This is a genomic window from Amycolatopsis sp. NPDC006131, assembly GCF_040614175.1.
Lineage (GTDB): Bacteria > Actinomycetota > Actinomycetes > Mycobacteriales > Pseudonocardiaceae > Amycolatopsis_E > Amycolatopsis_E tucumanensis.
Genome location: NZ_JBEXTX010000103.1, coordinates 13,083 through 28,712, shown reverse-complemented (window position 1 = coordinate 28,712; position 15,630 = coordinate 13,083). Strand labels below are relative to the sequence as shown.

Here is a 15,630-nt window from a genome sequence, read left to right as displayed (position 1 = left end):
GGAAGCCACCCAACGGGGCAAGAACCCATCAGCCACACCCCATCGCCCTGGGCATCCAGAACATCCCGTCCTGAACATCAACAATCTTATGGAGGTCCCATGAAAGCCGCACGGTTCCACGGTCCCGGCGACATCCGGATCGACGAGGTGCCCGACCCGAAGGTGGGGCCAGGCCAAGTCGAGGTGTCGGTCGACTGGTGCGGCATCTGCGGCACCGACCTGCACGAGTACCTGGAAGGCCCGATCTTCATCCCGCCGGCCGGATCGCCGCACCCGCTCACCGGGGTCGCGTTGCCCGTGGTGATGGGCCACGAGTTCGCGGGGGTGGTGTCCGCGGTCGGGCCGGGCGTCACCGGCATCGCCGAAGGCGACCGCGTCGCCGTCGAGCCGTACCACGTGTGCGGCAAGTGCGCCGCCTGCCAGGCGGGGCGCTACAACATCTGCCGCAACCTCGGCTTCATCGGCCTGTCCGGCGACGAGGGCGGCTTCGCCGAGCGGTGTGTGGTCGACCAGCGGTGGATCCACCAGCTCGGCGACCTGCCCACCGACATCGGCGCCCTGGTCGAACCACTGGCCGTGGGCTACCACGCGGTGCGGTTGTCCGGGATCCCCGAGGGCGGCACCGCTGCGGTGTACGGCGCGGGCCCGATCGGTCTCGTCACCGCCGCCGCGCTCAAGGCCCGCGGCGCCGGCCGGGTGATCGTGGTGGAACCGGCCGCCGCCCGGAAGGCGAAGGCCGGACCCGCCGGCGCGGACGTCATCATCGACCCGACGGCCGACGACGCGACCGAGGCGATCCGGGACCTGACCGACGGCGCGGGCGCCGACGTGGCGTTCGAATGCGCCGGCATCGACGCGGTCCTGGCGTCGGCGATCTCGTCGGTGCGCCCCGGCGGGACCGTGGTCAACGTCGCGATCTGGGGCCACGTGCCGCGGGTGGCGGTCAACGACCTGGTGATGAGCGAGATCAACCTGGTCGGCTCGCTGGCCTACTGCGGCGACCACGCCGGCACCATCGCGCTGCTGCGTGAGGGCAAGGTCGACGCGTCGCGGTTCATCACCGGCCGGATCACCCTCGACGACCTCGTCGACGGCGGGTTCCGGGAGCTGATCGACAACAAGGAGGACAACGTCAAGATCCTCGTCTCACCCCGGGAGCAGCTCGCCTGACGTGGCGGGCGGAAACCGTTTCGCGCGTGGGCGGGTGCGGGCGTAGCTTGGAGCTTCGTCGCAGCCTGCGGGAGCCGTCATGGATCGCTCCACCACCGCGCGTGCGGAGAAGCTCGACCGCGAGGTCGTCGTCACCGGGCTCGTCGTCGTGTGCGGGTTCATCATGGTCGTGTTCGACACGACGATCGTCAACGTCGCGCTGGAGACCGTGAGCCGCCAGCTCGGCGGGAACCTGTCCACGGCCCAGTGGATCGTCACCGGGTACCTGCTTGCGGTGGGCCTGGTCATCCCGCTCACCGGGTGGGCCGTGGACCGGTTCGGCACCAAACCGGTGTGGATCGTGTCGGTGGTGTTGTTCGCGGCGGGTTCGGCGCTGTGCGCGAGCGCGTGGTCGATCGAGAGCCTGATCGCGTTCCGCATCGTGCAGGGCCTCGGCGGCGGGATGCTCCTGCCGAGCGGGCAGACGATCATCACGCGGGCCGCCGGGCCGGCGCGGCTGGGGCGCGCGATGGCGATCCTCGGGGTGCCGATGCTGCTCGGGCCGGTCTTCGGCCCGGTGCTCGGCGGTCTGCTGGTCGAGTACGCCAGCTGGCACTGGATCTTCCTGGTCAACGTGCCGGTGGCGGCGTGCGCGGTCGCGCTGGCGGTGTGGAAGCTGCCCGGCGGCGGCGAGGCCGAGCACCCCGGCCGGATCGACGTGCGTGGGCTCGTCCTGCTGTCCGGGAGCCTCGTCGTGCTGCTCTACGGCCTGTCGCGGGCCAGCTCGCAGGGCGGTTTCGGGCAGTGGAGCGTGCTCGCCTGGCTCCTCGCCGGTGGCGCCGGCCTCGCGTTGTACGTGTGGCACAGCCTTGCCCGGGGACCGGCCTCGCTGATCGACGTGCGGCTGTTCACCGACCGGTACTTCACCGCAGGCACGGTGACGATCTTCCTCGTGGCGGTCGCGCTGTTCGGCGGGCTGCTCCTGCTGCCGCTGTACTACCAGACCGCGCGAGGTGAAGGCGCCCTGGCCGCGGGCCTGCTGATAGCGCCGCAAGGACTCGGCGCGATGGTGGCGATGCCGCTCGCCGGACGGCTGACCGACCGGATCGGGGCGGGCTACGTCGTGCCGGTGGGCATCGTGCTCGCGCTGCTGGGCACCGCGCCGCTGGGCCTGCTCGGGACCAGCACGTCGTACGGGTGGCTGAGCGCGGTGCTGTTCGTGCGCGGCCTGGGGCTGGGGTCGGTGATGATGCCGACGTTCGCCGCCGCGTACGCGCAGCTCGACAGGCGCGCCGTGTCCCGCGCCGCGCCCACGCTCTCGGCGATCCAGCAGATCGGGGCTTCGCTGGGCAGCGCGCTGCTGGTGACCGCGCTGACCCAGCACCTCACCGGCGAACTCGCCGCGCGCGGCATCCCCGCGGTCGGCGCCGGGGCGAACCAGATCACCTCGATGCCACCCGCCGCGAGGGCGACGGTGGCCCCCATCCTGGCCGAGTCGTTCGGTTTCGCGTTCTGGGTGGCGTTCGCCATGACGGCGGTGCTGATCGTCCCGGCGCTCCTACTCCCCCGCCACCCCGGGCGAAGCTGAACCACCACCGCGAAACCCGTTGGCAACAAAGGCCTCGTTCCGAAACGAGCCGGTGTTCCGGATGCAACGCCCCCGACATCGCAGGCCGGTGAACTACTCCCATCGCCGCAGATGGGGAGGAAACCCGTGCCGGAGATTGTCTTTCGCGTTCGTTGGCCGGACGCCTCCGTTCAGCAATGCTACTCGCCCTCCACGGTCGTGGAGGAGTTCTTCGTTCCCGGGGACAGCTATCCCGTCGCCGAGTTCGTCGACCGCAGCCGCACTGCGCTGACCCAGGCCTCGGAGCGCGTGCGCCGCATCTACGGGTTCGGCTGTGCTCAGGCGGCGGCCCAGCTGGCCGACATCGAGGCCCGCGCGAAGTCGTTCGAGGACGGCCGGGTCGTCGAGGGGTTCGAGCGATGAACGGCCACCACACCGTCGTCGTGGTCGGCGCCGGCCAGGCCGGCCTGTCGATGAGCCACTGCCTGTCCGCCCGCGGCATCGACCACGTCGTGCTGGAACGCGACACCGCGGGCCACGAGTGGGCCGACCGCCGCTGGGACTCCTTCTGCCTGGTCACCCCCAACTGGCAGTGCCGCCTGCCCGGGTTCCCCTACCCCGGCGACGATCCCGACGGGTTCATGGTGCGCGACGAGATCGTCGCCTACCTGCGCGCCTACCGGGACGCCTTCGACTTCCCGCTCATCGAAGGGATCGAGGCGACCCGGCTGCGCCGCACCGCCCACGGGTTCCAGGTGTCCACATCAGAGGGTGACCTCACCGCCGACCACGTCGTGCTCGCCACCGGCCCCTACCAGGTGCCGCTGATCCCGCGGATGGCCGAACGGCTGCCCGGGCACCTGGTGCAGGTCCACTCCGCGGACTACCGCAATCCCGGACAACTACCCCCGGGCGACGTGCTCGTCGTCGGCACCGGCCAGTCCGGCTGCCAGATCGCCGAAGACCTGCACCTGGCCGGCCGCCGCGTGCACCTCGCTGTGGGCAGCGCGCCACGCGTCGCCCGCCGCTACCGGGGCCGCGACGTCGTCGCCTGGCTGGACGACATGGGCTACTACCGGCGCGGCATCGACGAGTTCGCCGACGCCGACGCCGTCCGGTTCCGCGCCAACCACTACGTCACCGGCCGCGACGGCGGACGCGACATCGACCTGCGCGCCTTCGCCCGAGACGGCATGCAACTCTACGGCCGGCTCACCGGCATCGACGGCGGGCGCCTGACCTTCGCCCAGGATCTCCAGAAGAACCTCGACGCCGCCGACGCCGTCTCCGAAGGCATCAAGGACTCCATCGACGCCTGGATCACCGCCCGCGGCATCGACGCGCCACACGAGGACCGGTACGTCCCGGTGTGGCAGCCGGACACCGAACCGTCCGAACTGGACCTCCACGCCAGGGGCATCACCTCCGTGGTGTGGAGCACCGGGTTCGGCCGCGACCACCGCTGGATCGAGGTGCCGGTGTTCGACGGCCGCGGCTACCCGACCCACGAACGCGGCGTCACCAGCTGCCCCGGCCTGTACTTCATCGGCCTGCCCTGGCAGCACACCTGGGGCTCCGGCCGGTTCTGCGGCGTCGCCGACGACGCCGAGTACCTGGCCGCGCACATCGCCTCCACGCACCGCCGCACCGACGGGCTGCACTGGATCGCGGGCACCCCGGACAGCACCTACCCGGCCGACGAGTACTGGACCGCTCCCCGGACGGTGGCCTGATGCCGGTCAACGACGCGCACCGCCACCTCGGCGTGCTGCCCGCCTACCCGTTCTACGGCGGCCCCGCCGTCCACCCCGACCTCGGCGCCCGTGCCACCATCGACGAGCTGATCGCCGACCTCGACGCCGAAGGCACCGAACGCGCGCTGGTCATCCCCAACTACGGGGTGCCGGACCCAAAAATCGCGTTCTCCTTCAACGAACTCTGCGTCGAGGCGGCCCAGCGCGACGACCGGATCCGCGCCGGCCTGTGGGTCTCCCCGCTGGAACGCGACGCCGAACGCACCGCGAAGGCGCTGAACCTGGCCGCCGAACCCGGTGTCCGGGCGCTGAAGCTGAGCTTCCTGCTCGGCGGCCGCCCCACCGACCCGGCCTGCCGCCCCGGCCTGGACCGGATCTTCGCCACCGCCCGCGAGCACGACCTGGTCGTCCACGTGCACACCTCCCCCGGCGCGGCCTCCGACATCGACGAGGTCGGCACGCTGGTCGAGCACTACGGCGACGACGTCAAGGTGCACCTGGTGCACTTCGGCGGCGGCATGAGCGGCCACATCAAGCTCGTGGGCAGCCGGTTCTTCGACTGGATCGCGGCGGGCAAACAGGTCTACACCGACCTGTCCTGGGCGATCGGCTTCGCGCCGCGCTGGCTGGCCGCCGAGGTCGACCGCCGCGGCATCGGCGGCGACCGCATCCTCTTTGCCAGCGACGAGCCGTGGGGCGACCAGGCCGGCGAGTACGCCCGGCTGGCCGCCGCGGCCGGCGACGGCGAGCTCGCGGAACTGGTGTTCCGCGGCACCTTCGACAAGCTCTACGGGTGATCCGCACCCGTGGCAACCCCCGCAACAACAAGGAGAATCATCGTGTCCGAGCTGACCGAGACCGAGCAGCAGAGCCTCAACGAGATCCCGCACCCGTCGCTGCCGGAGGGCTCCAGCATCTACGGCGGCACCAAGGTGTTCCCGGACTACCAGGCCGAACCCGGCCAGTCGTACTTCACGCTCGTGCACGGCATCGCGCACGAGTCGTCGGTGAGTTTCGTGGCGATCCTGCAGGCCACCCGCGCGCTGCGCAAGGGCTTCGAATCCGCCATCTACTTCTACGGCCCCGGCTCGATGAACGCCATGGCCACCCGCGGTTTCCCCACCACGGGCAACTCCGCCTTCCCCGGTGAGCACAACATCAACGACCAGCTCAAGACGTTCATCAAGGAGGGCGGCAAGGTCTACTGCTGCCGCTTCGGGCTGTCCCTGCACGGGCTGCGGGAGGAGGACCTGATCGAGGGCGTCATCCCGACGCACCCGCTGGACGTGCAGGACGCGCTCATCCACTACGCCCGCAAGGGGGCGATCATCAACTCGACCTACATGTGGTGACCCCGGGCTGACGGAAGAGGAGGCAGTGCGCGTGAAGACCGACAACCTGGACGCCCGGACCGAACTCGCGGTGCGCGGGGTGCGCTGGGACGCGCCCGTGCGGCGCAGCAAGGGCGCCGGCCCGAGCGACGACGGGCACCTCGTCGTCGACGGTGCGAACGCGGCGCTGCCGCTGAACCCGGACAGCCCCTACACCCTGCGCGACGGCCGTGTCTACCAGGGACGGATCGACCTCGGGCTGACCGTGGAACCGGTGTCCCGCCCGAAGTTCTACGACCTGGAGACCGCGGACGGCGTGCCGTACCGCAAGATCGCGCTGCTGCACGGGCGGGACGTGCTCGCCACGACCGTCGTGCAGACGTGCATCCGCTACGCCGAGGACCAGCGGTGCCGGTTCTGCACCATCGAGGAATCGCTCAAGGCCGGGGACACCGTCGCGGCGAAGACCCCGGCGCAGCTGGCCGAGGTCGCCGAGGCCGCGGTCCGGCTCGACGGGGTGCGGCAGATGGTGATGACCACCGGCACCACGGCGGGCCCGGACCGCGGCGCCCGGCACCTCGTCCGCTGCGTCAAGGCGGTGCTCGACGCGGTGCCGGGGCTGCCGGTGCAGGTGCAGATCGAGCCGCCGGGCGAGCTGTCGGTGATCGCCGACCTGCGTGCGGCGGGCGCGACGTCGATCGGCATCCACGTCGAGTCGCTGGACGACGAGGTCCGGCGGCGGTGGATGCCCGGCAAGGGCTCGGTGCCGCTGGCCGAGTACGAGGCCGCGTGGGACGAAGCGGTGCGGGTGTTCGGCCGCAACAAGGTCTCCACGTACCTGCTGATCGGGCTCGGCGAGGATCCGGACGAGCTGGTAAGCGGCGCGGCTCGGCTGATCGAACGGGGCGTGTACCCGTTCGTGGTGCCGATGCGGCCGATGGCCGGCACCCTCGCGCGGCGGGACGGCGTGTCCGGGCCGCCCGCGTCGCTGGTGCGCGACGTGAGCGAGCGGGTCGCGAAGTTGTTGCTGGAGGCGGACATGCGCGGCGCGGACCAGGAAGCCGGCTGCGCGGCCTGCGGGGCGTGTGGCGTGCTGAGCGCGGCGGGAGCCTGACGTGATGCCCGACGTGCTGGCCCTGCTGGGCGATTCGGCGACCCTGGCCCGGCGTCCCGCCTTCCACATCAAACCGGCCGACGCGGTCGCGGTGCGCGCCTACCACGCCTTGCGCACCGAGGTGTTCGTGCACGAGCAGGGTTTGTTCGACTCGCACGACCGGGACGAGCGGGACGACGACCCGCGCACCGTCGTCCTCGTCGCCCGCGACCGGGAGGGCACGGTCATCGGCGGTGTCCGGCTCGGCCCGGCCACCGCCGAGGACATCGGCTGGTGGCTGGGCGGGCGGCTGGTGGTGCACCCCACGTGCCGGGGCCGCGTGGGCCCGGCACTGGTGCGAGCCGCCTGTGCGCACGCCGAGAACGCCGGGGTGCTGCGGTTCGAGGCCACGGTGCAGGCCCGCAACGAGAGCCTGTTCGCCCGGCTGGGCTGGGACCGGGTGCGCCCGGTGACGGTCGCGGACACCCCGCACGTGCTGATGCGGTACCCGATCGGCCGCATCGCCGCGCTGGCCAGGGCGACCAAGAGCGACCTCGGGCCGCTGCTGTCCGGGCTGACCGGCGTGCCCGGTTTCGTCGGCGACGACGGGGTTCCGGTGCCCGGCAGCGACGTGGTGGCGGCGTGCGACGCGATCCTGCCGTCCATGGTGGAGCGCGACCCGGACTGGGCCGGCTGGTGCTCGGTCCTGGTCAACGTCAACGACCTCGCCGCGATGGGCGCGGAACCGGTCGGGCTGCTGGATGCCCTCGGCGCGCGTGACGCGTCGTTCGCCAGCCGCGTGCTCGGCGGGCTGCGCCGGGCGAGCCAGGCCTACGGCGTGCCCGTGCTCGGCGGGCACACGCAACTCGGCGTGCCCGCCTCGCTCGCCGTGACCGCATTGGGCCGCACGGAATCCCCGGTGCCCGGTGGCGGCGGAAAACCTGGCCAGCGGGTGCGGCTCACCGCCGACCTCGGCGGGCGGTGGCGGCCCGGCTACGCCGGACGGCAATGGGATTCCACGACCTCCCGGCGCACACCGGAACTGCGGGCCATGCTGACCGCCGTCGCCCGGGCACGGCCCGCGGCGGCGAAGGACGTGTCGATGGCCGGCATCGCCGGAACGCTCGGGATGCTCGCCGAGGCCAGCGGCTGCGGCGCCGTGCTCGACGTGGCCGCCGTGCCCCGGCCCCGCGGCGCGAGCACCGGCGACTGGCTCACCTGCTTCCCCGGCTTCGCGATGCTCACCACCGGGTCGGCAGAGCTCGACGCCGGACCGGCGGTGAGCGCCGAATGCGGTGAGCTGGTGGCCGGGCGCGGCGTCGCGCTGCGCTGGCCGGACGGAGAACAGACCCAGGCCATCGCGGCCGGGGTGACCGGATTGGGGACCTCATGAGCACCCTGCGGATGGCCGCGGTCGCGGCGCCGTTCGACCGCGACCTGGAATGCGACTTCGACCGCATCGCCGCCCTGATCGCCACCGCCCGCGCGGACGGCGTCGGCCTGCTCGCCCTGCCCGAGGCCTGCCTCGGCGGCTACCTGGCCAACCTCGACGGCGACGCCGACGGGCCACCACCCCTCGACCTCGACGGTCCGGAGATCAAGCGGCTGGCCGCGCTCGCCGGCGACATGGTGGTCACCGCCGGCTACTGCGAACACGCCGGAGGACGGCTCTACAACAGCGTCGTCTGCGTGACCGGCGACGGCGTGCTGGGCAACCACCGCAAGGTGCACCAGCCGCTGTCGGAGGACGCCACCTACCGCGCGGGCGACGGGTTCGCCGCGTTCGACACGCCGGTCGGGCGGCTGGGCATGCTCATCTGCTACGACAAGGCGTTCCCCGAGTCCGCGCGCAGCCTCGCCCTCGACGGCGCCGAGATCGGCGTGTGCGTCTCGGCGTGGCCGGGCAGCCGCACCAACCCCGCCGCGGACCTCGCGCAGGACCGGTGGAAACGCCGCTTCGACCTGTTCGACCAGGCGCGGGCGCTGGAGAACCAGATCGTGTGGCTGTCGGCCAACCAGTCCGGCGCGTTCGGCGACCTGCGGTTCGTCGCCAGCGCGAAGGTCGTCGACCCGGGCGGCGAGATCCTGGCCGGCACCGGCGTCGCCGAGGGCATCGCGGTCGCCGAACTCGACGTGCCGCAGGCGCTGGAAACGGCGCGCCGGTCCATGGGGCACCTGCGGGACCGGCGGCCGGCGGCCTACCCGGCGCTGGCCACCGGCGAGGAGGAACTCGCCGCGGCGCGATACTGACGCGATGGGGACCATCCGCATCGGAGCCGTGGCCGCGCACTTCGGCCGCGACCTCGACTTCGACCTGCAGCGCATCGCCACGCTCATCGAGCACGCCCGCTCCTCGGGGGTGGCGCTGCTGGTGCTGCCGGACGCCGCGCTCGGCGGGTACCTCGCCGACCTGCGGCACCCCGACCCCGGCGCGCTGCCGCCCGCGCTCGCCCCGGACGATGTGCACCTGCGCAAGATCGCCGCGCTCGCCGCGGACATGGTGGTGTGCGTCGGATATTGCGAGGCCGACGGCGAGCAGCGCTACAACGCGGCGGTGTGCGTGACCGGCGACGGCGTGCTCGGCAGGCACCGCAAGGTGCACCAGCCGCCCGGCGAGGTCGCCGCCTACTCGGCAGGCACCTCCTTCGCCGCGTTCGACTCGCCGGTGGGGCGGCTGGGCATGCTCATCGACTACGACAAGACGTTCCCGGAATCGGCGCGCAGTCTCGCGCTCGACGGCGCCGAGATCCTGGCCTGCCTGTCGGCGTGGCCCACCAGCATCACCAACCGCGCGCCGCGCATGTCGCAGGACCGGCAGGCCCGGTTGTTCGACCTCTACGACCAGGCGCGCGCGGCGGAGAACCAGGTGGTGCTGGCCTCGTCCAACCAGACCGGCGCGATGGGCGGAATGCGTTTTCTGGGCCAGGCCAAGGTGGTCGGGCCGGGCGGTGACATCCTGGCCCGCACCTGGAGCAAGGCCGGCATCGCGATCGCCGAGGTCGACGTCGCCGGTGAGGTCGCCACCGCGCGGCGGGTGCTGCACCACCTGGCCGAGCGCAAACCCGACGCGTACTGGAGCCGCACGTGAGGATCGCCCTGCTCAGCTACTCGACGAAGCCGCGCGGCGGGGTCGTGCACACGCTGGCCCTGGCCGAGGCGCTGGCCGCCGAGGGCGCGGAGGTGACCGTGTGGTCGCTGGGCCGCGGTGGGGACAGCGGGTTCTTCCGCCCGGTCGACCCGGCGGTGACAGTGCGGATCGTGCCGTTCCCGGAGGTCGAAGGTGAGGGCGTGGGGCCGCGGATCCTGCGTTCGATCGAGGTGCTGCGGGCCGCGTTCGACCCGGGCGGCTACGACATCGTGCACGCCCAGGACTGCATCAGCGCCAACGCGGTCGAGCGGGTCGTGCGCACGGTGCACCACATCGACCACTTCACCACGCCCGAGCTGGCCGCCTGCCACGAACGCGCGATCCGCCGCCCGTATGCGCACGTCTGCGTGTCCGCCGCGGTGGCCGGGGAGCTGCGCGAGGGCTGGGGTGTCGAGGCGACGGTGATCCCGAACGGCGTCGACTACGAGCGGTTCGCCACCGCCGAGCCGGATCCGGCATGGTCGGGCCGGTTTGTGTTGTCGGTGGGCGGGATCGAGCCGCGCAAGGGTTCGCTGGATCTGCTGGAGGCCTACGCCCTGCTGCGTGAGACTGACCCGGACGTGCGGCTGGTGATCGCGGGCGGCGAGACGCTGTTCGACTACCGCGACTACCGGACGGCTTGGGAGAAGCGGGCTGCCGAGCTGGGTGTGGAGCCGGTGGTGCTGGGCCCGGTCGCCCACGAGTCGCTGCCGTCCCTGGTCGCGGCGGCGGACGTGTTCGCCTTCCCCTCGACCAAGGAGGGCTTCGGCCTCGCCGCGATGGAGGCGCTGGCCGCCGGGGTCCCGGTGGTCACCCGCGAACTCCCCGTGCTGCGTGAGGTGTTCGACGGCGCCGCCCGGTTCGCCTCCGGCCCCGCCGGGCTGGCCGACCAGATGCGAGCCGCGCTGGCTGACCCCGGCCGGCTGCGGGAACCCGGCCGCAGGCTGGCCACGTCCTACGACTGGGGCGCCGCGGCGCGGGCGCACCTGGCGCTGTACCGGGGGCTGCTGGCGGAGTGAGGCCGTTTCCAGGCGGCCGACGAGCGGTTACAGTCTTCGGCATGTCCGGCGCAGTGCTCGTCGCCGTCGACGGGAATGCGGACGTACTCGGGGATGTCGAGCGGGAGCTGCGGGAGCGCTACGCCCGGCACTACCGGATCGTGTGCCTGTCCTCCCCGCACGAGGCGCTCACCGTTCTCGAAGAGCTCGCCGGCGCGGGTGACGAGGTCGCGCTCGTCCTCGCCGGCCAGTGGCTGCCCGGGATGACCGGCAGCGAGCTGCTGGACCGCACCCGCCGCCTCCACCCCCACGCGAAACGCGGGCTGCTGATCGCGTGGGGCGACTGGGGCGACCGCGAAACCGGCGAGGCGATCTACACCTCGATCGCCCGCGGGCTCATCGACCACTACGTCCTGCGGCCGATGGCCACCCCGGACGAGGCGTTCCACCAGGCGATCTCGAGTTCGCTGCTGGACTGGGCCGAGTCACGGCGGACCTCGCCCTACACCATCCACGTCATCGGGGAGAGCTGGTCCGGCCGGGCCTACGAGCTGCGCCAGACCCTCGGCCGCTGCGCGATCCCGCACTCGTTCTGCCTGGCCGACTCCGACGAGGGCCGCGCACGCCTGGCCACGGTGGGCGACGGGATCCGGCTGCCGGTCGTCCTCTTCCCCGACGGCACGGTCCTCACCGACCCGAGCAACACCGAGCTGGCGCTGGCGTCGGGCTCGCCGGTGAGCCCCGAGCGGATGGAGTTCGACCTGGTCATCGTGGGCGCCGGGCCGGCCGGGCTGTCCGCGGCCGTGTACGGCGCGTCGGAGGGGTTCAGCACGCTGGTCGTCGACGAGGGCGGGCTCGGCGGCCAGGCGACCTCCAGCTCGCTGATCCGCAACTACCTCGGGTTCCCCCGCGGGGTCAGCGGCCGACGCCTCGCCCAGCAGGCCTACGACCAGGCGTGGGTCTTCGGCGCGAAGTTCGCCTTCATGCGGCAGGCGCTCGGCCTGGAGCGCGCGGACGGCGAGGTGGTCGTCACCCTGTCCGGCGACGCCCGTGTGCGGACCCGCGCGGTCCTCCTGGCCACCGGCGCGAGCTACCACCAGCTCGGGTTGCCGGCGCTGGAAGCCCTCAGCGGCGCCGGGGTCTTCTACGGCCCGCCGTCGTCCGAAGCGCCCGCCATGACCGGCCGCGACGTGTACGTGCTCGGTGGCGGCAACTCGGCCGGCCAGGCCGCGCTGTACCTCGCCCGCTACGCCCGCAGCGTCACGCTCGTGGTCCGCGCCTCGTCGCTGGACGCCGGGATGTCGCAGTACCTGACGCGCGAGATCGCGGCGACCCCCGGGCTGGAAGTCCGCACCGGAACCGAGATCGTGGGCGGCGGCGGTGACGGGCGGCTGGACCACCTCGTGCTCCGCGACCGCGCGACCGGCGGCGAGGAGACCACCGGCGCGGACGGGCTGTTCATCATGATCGGCGCCCGGCCGCACACCCGCTGGCTGCCACCCGAGCTCGACCGGGACGACCAGGGTTTCGTCCTCACCGGATCCGACCTCCGCGACGGCACCTGGCCACTGCGGCGCAACCCGCTGCTCCTCGAAACGAGCATGCCCGGCGTCTTCGCCGCCGGCGACGTCCGGCACGGATCGGTGAAACGCGTGGCCTCGGCCGTTGGCGAAGGCTCGGTGGCGATCCAGCTACTGCACCGGCTGTTCGCGGCGAACGCCCAGCAACCCCGCGGACGCGCGAAGGAGGCACGCCCCGCACCGGCGAGCTAGCGCTTGCCCGTGGCGGCGAGCGCCGCCGCCACGAACGAGGCCACGAGCTGACGGCGGTCCAGCTCGGCCCAGGCCAGGACGATCTCGCTGGCGGGGGCGTCGACGACCGGGACGCACACGATTCCCGGCGGCACGGGTTCGACCAGCGAGCGCGGAAGCACCGCGATCGTGCGGCCGAGCGCGATCATCTGGATCATCTGGGGCACGTCCACCAGCTCCGGCCCCGTCCCGCCGCCGGGCACGCCTTTCCACCGCGGCACCGTTTCGTGCTCGAGGTCGGCCAGCCGCACCTCCTCCCGCGCGGCCAGCCGGTGATCGGCGGGGAGGATCGCAACGCGGTCCTCGACGTGGAGCGCCTCGTACGCCAGCCCCGTGAGATCGTCGAACGGCGCGTACAGCAGTGCCAGGTCGGCCCGGCCGTCGCGCACGTAGTCCGCGCGGTCGGTGGCACCACCGAAGAGGATGTCGACCCGGCGTGCGTCGGGCAGCTGGGCGTAAGCGGTGAGAATGCCCGACAGCAGGTTCGCGTCGCCGCCGGGTTTGATCACGAGCCGCAGGTGCGCGTCGGCGTCACCAGCCTGTCGCGCCTGCTGCACCGCGACGCTCATCGCGTTCAGCGCGTGGCGGCCGTGGTACAGCAGGGCCTCGCCCGCCGGCGTTAGCGAGACGCGCCTGCTCGAACGCACGAACAGCTGCACCCCCAGCCGCTCCTCGACGCGCCGGATCGCTTTCGACAGCGCCGGCTGGGCGATCGACAGGCGCACCGCCGCACGGCCGAAATGCAGCTCCTCCGCGACGGCGACGAAGTAGGCCAGTTCGCGCGTCTCGACCTCGATCATGCCTCCAGGTTATCGCCGGATGGCGAACCGGTCTTGGACTCAGCACGGCTGTCGTTGCTTGAATCGGTTCGTGCTCAACCACACCATGATTGTCTCCTTCGACCAGCCAATCCCCGACGCCGAACTGGATCAATACCTGAAGGACATCGAAAACCAGATGCTGGGCTCCGGCCGCGTCGAGACCTTCGCGGCCCGGCGCCACATCCGCGTGCCCGCCGACGACCACAGTCCCGTCTTCGTCGCCAGCGCGATCATCCAGCTCGGAGTCGCCGACGTCGACGCGCTCAACGCGGTCTTCACGGTGCCCGGCACCGAGGAGCTCATCCAGCGCTGGCAGTCGCGGCATCCCTACCAGGTCGTATGGACCAACCACGAGGCCCTGTCGCCCTGTCAGTCGACGACGGCCGACGGGCCTGATCGGTGGCAAGGTGTACGGCCGGCTCATCCTGCCGCGAGACAACCCAGCAGGCGCGACGTCGACGCGTGAAGCCCTGTCGGATGGCGTCCAGGGGTGCCCCGGACCGGCTGGCCCGGGGCACCCACACTCCGCGACCCGCTGTCACCCATCCTCGCCGGGCTTCGTGGAAACCGGCACGCCGCAACCCGCGCCCGCACCCGGGCTTTCGACAGGGCTGTCCAACGCGGACAGGGACATACCCTTCGTCTCCCGGGTCGTGACCACCGCGATGGTCGAGATGATCGCGGCGACCGCCAAGTACAGCGCGATCGGGATCGACGAACCGAAGCTCTTGAGCAACGTCGCGGTGATGAACGGCGCCAGGGAGCCCGCGAAGATCGACGTCGTCTGGTAGCCGAGTGACACGCCGGCGTAGCGCATCCGCGTCGGGAACAGCTCGGCCATCATCGCCGGCTGCGGCGCGTACATCAGGCCGTGCACGGCGACCCCCAGCACCAGCGCCAGCACGATCAGTACCGGGGATCCGGTGTCCATCAGCGGGAACCCGGCGAAACCCCACCCGATCATGGCGACCGAACCGGCGAGGAACACCGGACGGCGGCCCCACCGGTCCGCGAGATGGCCGAACAACGGAACCAGCACCATGTGCGCGAGGTGCGCGAACACCAGCAGCAACAGGATGTCGGTCGTGCTGCTGCCCACCCGCAGCGCCAGGTAAGTGATCGAGAACGTCACCACCACCTGGTACAGGATGTTCTCACCGACCCGCGCGCCCATCGCCACGAGGACACCGCGCGGGTACTGCCGCACCACCTCGATGATCGAAGTCCGCTCGTTCTCCCGCGCCTGCGCCTTCTCCAGCGACTCCAGGAAGATCGGAGCCTCCTCCACCTGCGTGCGGATGTAGTAACCGATCAGCACGATGACCGCCGAGGCCCAGAACGCGGTGCGCCAGCCCCAGGACAGGAACTGCTCCGGTGAGAGCACTCCCGACAGCCCGAGCAGGACCACTGTCGCGACCAGGTTGCCGATCGGCAGCCCCGCCTGGGGCCAGCTGGACCAGAACGCCCGGCTGCGGTCCGGGCTGTGCTCCCCCACCAGCAACACCGCGCCACCCCACTCGCCGCCGAGGGCGAAGCCCTGTACGAACCGCAGGAGCACCAGGATCATCGGCGCCCAGTACCCGATGGAAGCGAAGGCGGGAACACAGCCGATCGCGAACGTCGCCGCCCCGACCAGCAACAGGCTCAGCTGCAGGAGCTTCTTCCTGCCGAGACGGTCACCGAAGTGCCCGAAGACGATCCCGCCGAGCGGGCGGGCTACGAAGCCCACCGCGTAGACGAGCAATGCGTTGATCACACCGTCGAGCGGCTCGTCGGACTGCGGGAAGAACAACGCGCCGAAAACCAGTGCCGAGGACGCCGAATAGAGCAGGAACTCGTACCACTCGGCCACGGTGCCGGCCATCGAGGCCGCCACGACCTTGCGCAGCCCGCTCGGCGGCGGGCTCGCTTGCTGTGCTCGCATGGGTGACTCCTTTGTCGATGAGGAACTGCACAACCGGTTGTGCAGCGCGGATGAA

Annotated in this window: 15 protein-coding genes; 13 read left to right on the top strand and 2 right to left on the bottom strand. The window is 71.9% G+C overall.

Annotated features, from left to right (window positions below; genetic code table 11):
• Positions 1-99: 99 nt before the first annotated feature.
• From ABZ215_RS35005 to ABZ215_RS34950, 12 genes are all read left to right on the top strand, one after another.
• On the top strand, positions 100-1,170 hold the full coding sequence (locus tag ABZ215_RS35005) for a 2,3-butanediol dehydrogenase (RefSeq protein WP_354954643.1): 1,071 nt from the start codon (positions 100-102) through the stop codon (positions 1,168-1,170).
• 79 nt (positions 1,171-1,249) lie between these two features.
• Complete coding sequence (locus tag ABZ215_RS35000) at positions 1,250-2,737, top strand: MDR family MFS transporter (protein ID WP_354954641.1); 1,488 nt, start codon at positions 1,250-1,252, stop codon at positions 2,735-2,737.
• A gap of 126 nt (positions 2,738-2,863) precedes the next feature.
• Complete coding sequence (locus tag ABZ215_RS34995) at positions 2,864-3,139, top strand: MSMEG_0570 family nitrogen starvation response protein (protein WP_354954639.1); 276 nt, start codon at positions 2,864-2,866, stop codon at positions 3,137-3,139.
• Positions 3,136-4,449, top strand: coding sequence for an MSMEG_0569 family flavin-dependent oxidoreductase (locus ABZ215_RS34990; protein ID WP_354954637.1), 1,314 nt, complete (start codon positions 3,136-3,138; stop codon positions 4,447-4,449). Before ABZ215_RS34995 ends, ABZ215_RS34990 begins: the two co-directional genes overlap by 4 nt.
• Positions 4,449-5,267: an amidohydrolase family protein gene (locus tag ABZ215_RS34985; protein ID WP_354954635.1), complete on the top strand. Its 819-nt coding sequence runs from the start codon at positions 4,449-4,451 to the stop codon at positions 5,265-5,267. The genes ABZ215_RS34990 and ABZ215_RS34985 overlap by 1 nt, the downstream gene beginning before the upstream one ends.
• Positions 5,268-5,309: 42 nt before the next feature.
• Complete coding sequence (locus ABZ215_RS34980; protein ID WP_017982569.1) at positions 5,310-5,822, top strand: MSMEG_0572/Sll0783 family nitrogen starvation response protein; 513 nt, start codon at positions 5,310-5,312, stop codon at positions 5,820-5,822.
• Between the two features lie 31 nt (positions 5,823-5,853).
• Entirely contained in the window at positions 5,854-6,915 is a 1,062-nt protein-coding gene (locus ABZ215_RS34975; protein ID WP_354954633.1) for an MSMEG_0568 family radical SAM protein, read from the top strand.
• Between the two features lie 4 nt (positions 6,916-6,919).
• Positions 6,920-8,287, top strand: coding sequence for an MSMEG_0567/sll0787 family protein (locus ABZ215_RS34970; RefSeq protein WP_354954631.1), 1,368 nt, complete (start codon positions 6,920-6,922; stop codon positions 8,285-8,287).
• Positions 8,284-9,144 carry a carbon-nitrogen hydrolase family protein gene (locus ABZ215_RS34965; protein WP_354954629.1) on the top strand — a complete coding sequence of 287 codons (861 nt, stop codon included), beginning with the start codon at positions 8,284-8,286 and terminating at the stop codon, positions 9,142-9,144. The genes ABZ215_RS34970 and ABZ215_RS34965 overlap by 4 nt, the downstream gene beginning before the upstream one ends.
• Before the next feature lie 4 nt (positions 9,145-9,148).
• A complete protein-coding gene (locus tag ABZ215_RS34960) occupies positions 9,149-9,982 on the top strand; it encodes a carbon-nitrogen hydrolase family protein (protein ID WP_027929428.1) in 834 nt (277 codons plus the stop codon).
• Positions 9,979-11,040, top strand: coding sequence for an MSMEG_0565 family glycosyltransferase (locus tag ABZ215_RS34955; protein ID WP_354954627.1), 1,062 nt, complete (start codon positions 9,979-9,981; stop codon positions 11,038-11,040). The genes ABZ215_RS34960 and ABZ215_RS34955 overlap by 4 nt, the downstream gene beginning before the upstream one ends.
• A gap of 41 nt (positions 11,041-11,081) precedes the next feature.
• Positions 11,082-12,791, top strand: a complete 1,710-nt coding sequence (locus ABZ215_RS34950) for an FAD-dependent oxidoreductase (RefSeq protein ID WP_354954625.1) — start codon at positions 11,082-11,084, stop codon at positions 12,789-12,791.
• Here the strand turns inward: ABZ215_RS34950 and ABZ215_RS34945 are convergent.
• Positions 12,788-13,630, bottom strand: a complete 843-nt coding sequence (locus tag ABZ215_RS34945) for a LysR family transcriptional regulator (RefSeq protein WP_354954623.1) — start codon at positions 13,628-13,630, stop codon at positions 12,788-12,790. The two genes, ABZ215_RS34950 and ABZ215_RS34945, sit on opposite strands and share 4 nt — an antisense overlap.
• Positions 13,631-13,700: 70 nt before the next feature.
• On the opposite strand from ABZ215_RS34945, the gene ABZ215_RS34940 reads away from it, so the two are divergent.
• Positions 13,701-14,117 (top strand): hypothetical protein, encoded by a 417-nt coding sequence (locus ABZ215_RS34940; protein WP_354954621.1) that lies wholly within the window; start codon positions 13,701-13,703, stop codon positions 14,115-14,117.
• 72 nt (positions 14,118-14,189) lie between these two features.
• Here ABZ215_RS34940 and ABZ215_RS34935 read toward each other — a convergent pair whose 3' ends face one another.
• Complete coding sequence (locus ABZ215_RS34935; protein ID WP_354954619.1) at positions 14,190-15,575, bottom strand: MFS transporter; 1,386 nt, start codon at positions 15,573-15,575, stop codon at positions 14,190-14,192.
• Positions 15,576-15,630: the final 55 nt, after the last annotated feature.

Bases quoted from the DNA above. Each gene is read 5' to 3' on its own strand.
- ABZ215_RS35000 (WP_354954641.1), top strand. From the start codon at position 1,250: ATGGATCGCTCCACCACCGCGCGTGCGGAGAAGCTCGACCGCGAGGTC.
- ABZ215_RS34935 (WP_354954619.1), bottom strand. From the start codon at position 15,575: ATGCGAGCACAGCAAGCGAGCCCGCCGCCGAGCGGGCTGCGCAAGGTC.
- ABZ215_RS34970 (WP_354954631.1), top strand. From the start codon at position 6,920: ATGCCCGACGTGCTGGCCCTGCTGGGCGATTCGGCGACCCTGGCCCGG.
- ABZ215_RS35005 (WP_354954643.1), top strand. From the start codon at position 100: ATGAAAGCCGCACGGTTCCACGGTCCCGGCGACATCCGGATCGACGAG.
- ABZ215_RS34965 (WP_354954629.1), top strand. From the start codon at position 8,284: ATGAGCACCCTGCGGATGGCCGCGGTCGCGGCGCCGTTCGACCGCGAC.
- ABZ215_RS34990 (WP_354954637.1), top strand. From the start codon at position 3,136: ATGAACGGCCACCACACCGTCGTCGTGGTCGGCGCCGGCCAGGCCGGC.
- ABZ215_RS34960 (WP_027929428.1), top strand. From the start codon at position 9,149: ATGGGGACCATCCGCATCGGAGCCGTGGCCGCGCACTTCGGCCGCGAC.
- ABZ215_RS34985 (WP_354954635.1), top strand. From the start codon at position 4,449: ATGCCGGTCAACGACGCGCACCGCCACCTCGGCGTGCTGCCCGCCTAC.
- ABZ215_RS34945 (WP_354954623.1), bottom strand. From the start codon at position 13,630: ATGATCGAGGTCGAGACGCGCGAACTGGCCTACTTCGTCGCCGTCGCG.
- ABZ215_RS34950 (WP_354954625.1), top strand. From the start codon at position 11,082: ATGTCCGGCGCAGTGCTCGTCGCCGTCGACGGGAATGCGGACGTACTC.